Source organism: Steroidobacter sp. (assembly GCF_016790065.1).
Lineage (GTDB): Bacteria > Pseudomonadota > Gammaproteobacteria > Steroidobacterales > Steroidobacteraceae > Steroidobacter.
Map to the genome: position 1 here is coordinate 1 of NZ_JAEUPY010000747.1, position 3,630 is coordinate 3,630.

Consider the following 3,630-nt stretch of genomic DNA (forward strand, 5'->3'; position numbering starts at 1 on the left):
TGGATCGGAGTGGCCGCGCGCTACGTGGATCAGAATAACTATGTTTATTCGACGCTGCGCAGTTCCAACTCGCTGCAGATCAAGAAGCTGGTCAATGGCGCGATTCAGACACTCGCGTCCGTCCCCTTCACGGTCACCACGAACACGACGTATCGAGTGCGGCTGGAAGCGGTCGGCTCCAGGATTCGTGTCTACGTGAATGGCGAGCAGAGGCTCGAAGCGTCCGACACGCCGACTACCGCCGGGCCGAAACGTGCCGGCCTGGTGATGTACAAGACAGCGGCAGAGGTCGACAACTTCTCGTTGTTCCAGCCCTGATCAGGTTTCAGGGCACCCGCTTCAAGGCGACGGCATTCAGCATGCCGTCGTAACCTCATTGGTGGCTGGATCGACGGTCGCCAGCAGGACAGCATCGCACCGGCGTTCAACAGATAGGTCGGTCCCCACGGTTTGATCTATCACAAAGAAAGTTCTCCTATACAACGATGCAAACTCCGAAACCTCGTCTGCGCCTTAGTGAGGTCACCCCCTCAAGTTTAGCGAGGCTTTTCACTGGGCCAACGACACTCGCGCCATGAGCGACCCGCGAGCGGGCGGTTTCGAGTCCGATGCGCGACGATGCCTTGTGATAAGAAATCGTTTTCCCTTCATATCCGCGCCGGCAAGCACCTCGTCGTCGTGCGTACACATAGACGATGCTTACTTGCGAGAACTTCGCCGCAACCGACTTGTATGTAGTGCGGGCGCTCAATCATGCCGAGCAAATCGGAGTTGTAAACAGATTTGCTTCACACTGCCGTCACGCTTGCGGCCATGATCGCCACGCATGACCGGGCAGCGGCGCCGCTTTCTACCGATGATGAATTGTGCGCGAGTCAATTCTCATCGGGCAGTTAGCTCATATGCAAGGTGACAGTGCCAGCCAACGCTCGCGCCGTTCGGCATTTGCCGGCTCGGTCCGCAACTGCGGCCTTAAAGAAGGAACGCGCGCAGCCAACAAAGCGCCAGGTGCAACGTCTCGAGGCAGATCTCACCATTGCGGGTCCGGCCTTGGCGCCTGGACGTAGCGACGACGGGCACCGACGCCGACTGGGTCGTGAAGCTAATCGATGTTCATCCAGCTGACGGCGTCGCGGGCAAGTCGACAGAAGACGTCATGCTCGGCTATCAACAGTTAGTCCGTGGCGCGATCACTCGCGGAAAATTCCGAGATAGCCTGGAACATCCAAAGGCGATGTCGTCTGGGCAGGTAACGCGCGTCGATGTTTCGTTGCCGGATGCGTACCACACGTTCCGTCGTGGCCACCGGATCATGGTGCAGGTACAGAGTTCGTGGTTTCCGCTGTTCGATCGCAACCCGCAAACTTTCGTGGATATCTATCAGGCGACGGCGGGGGACTTTCGTAGAGCCACGCATCGTGTGTGCCACTCTTCCACGATCGAGCTGAGCGTATTGCTTGCGATGGACATTTCATCCGATCAGGCTCGGTGATCTCATCACAGGCATCCCGCAGGACGGTGCGGATTTTTGGCAGAGGCGGATACAAGGGTCGCAGTCGAAGCGGAATCTCCACTCTACGCGACGTGGCGAAAGACGCTCGCTGCGACGAGCGTCGTTGGGCATCAGCCGCCGGACTTACGAACCTGCAAAGAGTTCTTCACGTCCTTCACACCATCTGTATCCCGGGCGAGCTGCGCCGCACGGGCGCGTGCTTCCGCGGAATCGACAAAGCCGCTCAGCTGCACGGTACCTTTGAACGTGTCGACGTTAATCTGGTGAGCCTTGGTGACGGGATCATCGATCAGTTTTGCCTTGATCTTCGCCGTCACCACGCCGTCGTCGACGACTTCTCCGGCCGATTGCTTAGTAGTAGTGGACGTACAGCCGGCCAGCGCCGTGGAGCCCAGAACGGCCGCTATCAGCAGGGCTCTTGTGAAATTTTGCATCATGGTTTGAGTGTCCTTGTGTCAGATGAGATGTATCGGCAGCGGTTGCTAGCGAAGTGCTTTCGCAGCCTGCTTTGCCTGCCCTCTCAACGGCGGCCCGATGATGCCTGCAATTGTCGCATCCCGTCGCGCCCTGTCGCACGCGATGGATTTCAACGAACGAATCAACTATTCCGCGCTAACTCGTCGCCATTCTCGCTCGGAAGTAACGCTGCTGACTGATGACATAGCTCACGCGACCTGAAGCCACTTTGCAACAGGGCGCGACAGCTGGCAACAGTGAACGGAGTGTCACTTCAATGGCTACAACAAAGGCGACGCATCGCGCAGCGTGGGCTGTATCAATCGGTATGTGGGCGTTCAGCTTTCCTATCACACGAGCTCTAGCTCAGCTAGCACTGACGGCGCTTCTGCATTGCCTGATTCGAGAGCGCTTCTTCAGATGCGCGTCTTTCGGTAGCGCGGTGCGCATCACGTGTGAGGAACTCTCTCTACGCCGGTTTGCCGAAGACATTGAGGCAAGCCCCGCATTCTCGGCGCAAGACAAGTCGCTCGAAGCGCTGCGCGCGCAGTTGCCGGAGAGTCCTGACCTGCTGTGGGATTGGTTGCGTGCGCGATCCGTGGATGAGCTACTGACGACGTTGGCGATCTGCGTCGCTCCTACTATTGACGGAACAATCCATGGATCTAGGCAAAACAGCGACTTCGATGACTTGGCGAGAGCTGCAGAACTCGATATGCGTCGCTGGTGGTCAGTTACGCCCGGATTTCTGAGCCGAGTCCAAAAGCGCCAGATCTTAGACGCCGTTCGCGAGGGAGTATCTGCGGCAGCGGCGGTGCCACTTGAGCCGCTGAAGAAGGAAGCACTGGTTGAAGCGGCGCAGCGCCAGCTGGATGGGAGCGGTTGGTTGCCGTTGCCGCTCAGAGTTGGCTAGCGTCATTTGACGGGCGAAGGCGGGTGCCTGGCACCCGTCTTCACATACTACTGGGTAGGCCCTGGTCCGGAACTTGGCTGGGCTGCCGTAAGTGGAGATACTATCGACGTCTGAACGCCAAGGAGTGTGAACATGCAGGACGCTGAATTCATGGATTCGAATAGGGCCCAGATAGTAACCAAGCTGATACGTTTGCATTTAAGCGGGTATCGGCGAGAAATGCGCGTAGTTGAAGTGTTTTTGGCGGCCTGCCTCATGGGTGCAGGCTATTGTTTGTTCGGTCTCATTTTGTCGATTGCCGGCGCTACCGGAAATTCGCCGGACTTTCTTAAAGCGACGGATTGGCCAATTTGGGTTTCGATTTTTGGTTTAACGGGGTTTTGTCTTTTTGTTTTTGCATTCTCACGACTCTTGGGTATCAGGACAACGGCGGGTTCGTGAAGTTGCTTCCTGTCGAACTGGTCAAACGGCTCCCGCCCGCGGAAGTGCCTCATGTGTTAGCTAGCATTGGAGCCAATCGGAACTATTCTTCGGGCTCGCTGTTAAAAGAGAGCGGCTACCTGCGCGCGGAGGATGCGAAGCGGTCTGCTTTGGCGGCGAAGCGGGCAAGAGCGAATGATGGGAACAGGGAGGCGAAGACCGGTATTCCTGCAGCGCTCACGGCAAACTTGCTTGCTCACCGAACGGCCGCGCTGCAGGTGGAGGTCGCTCGAAGGCCTCACCCAACCTCAGCGCGTCCTTCGTTGAC

General features: G+C 57.6%; 4 protein-coding genes and 1 pseudogene. 4 read left to right on the plus strand and 1 reads right to left on the minus strand.

Translation table 11 applies throughout. The features are described 5' to 3' along the window. Together JNL55_RS30530 and JNL55_RS30535 are read left to right on the plus strand one after the other, a co-directional pair. Window positions 1-318 (plus strand): annotated as a pseudogene (locus JNL55_RS30530) (hypothetical protein); the annotation flags it as partial. Window positions 319-1,096: 778 nt separating this feature from the next. Next, window positions 1,097-1,492: a CocE/NonD family hydrolase C-terminal non-catalytic domain-containing protein gene (locus JNL55_RS30535; RefSeq protein ID WP_415923192.1), complete on the plus strand. Its 396-nt coding sequence runs from the start codon at window positions 1,097-1,099 to the stop codon at window positions 1,490-1,492. Window positions 1,493-1,623: 131 nt separating this feature from the next. Here the strand turns inward: JNL55_RS30535 and JNL55_RS30540 are convergent, their stop codons facing one another. Then, entirely contained in the window at window positions 1,624-1,950 is a 327-nt protein-coding gene (locus JNL55_RS30540) for a BON domain-containing protein (RefSeq protein ID WP_293863480.1), read from the minus strand. 296 nt (window positions 1,951-2,246) lie between these two features. Between JNL55_RS30540 and JNL55_RS30545 the strand changes: the two genes are divergently transcribed. After that, window positions 2,247-2,882, plus strand: coding sequence for a hypothetical protein (locus tag JNL55_RS30545; protein WP_293863482.1), 636 nt, complete (start codon window positions 2,247-2,249; stop codon window positions 2,880-2,882). Between the two features lie 132 nt (window positions 2,883-3,014). Then, a complete protein-coding gene (locus JNL55_RS30550; RefSeq protein WP_293863484.1) occupies window positions 3,015-3,323 on the plus strand; it encodes a hypothetical protein in 309 nt (102 codons plus the stop codon). Window positions 3,324-3,630: the final 307 nt, after the last annotated feature.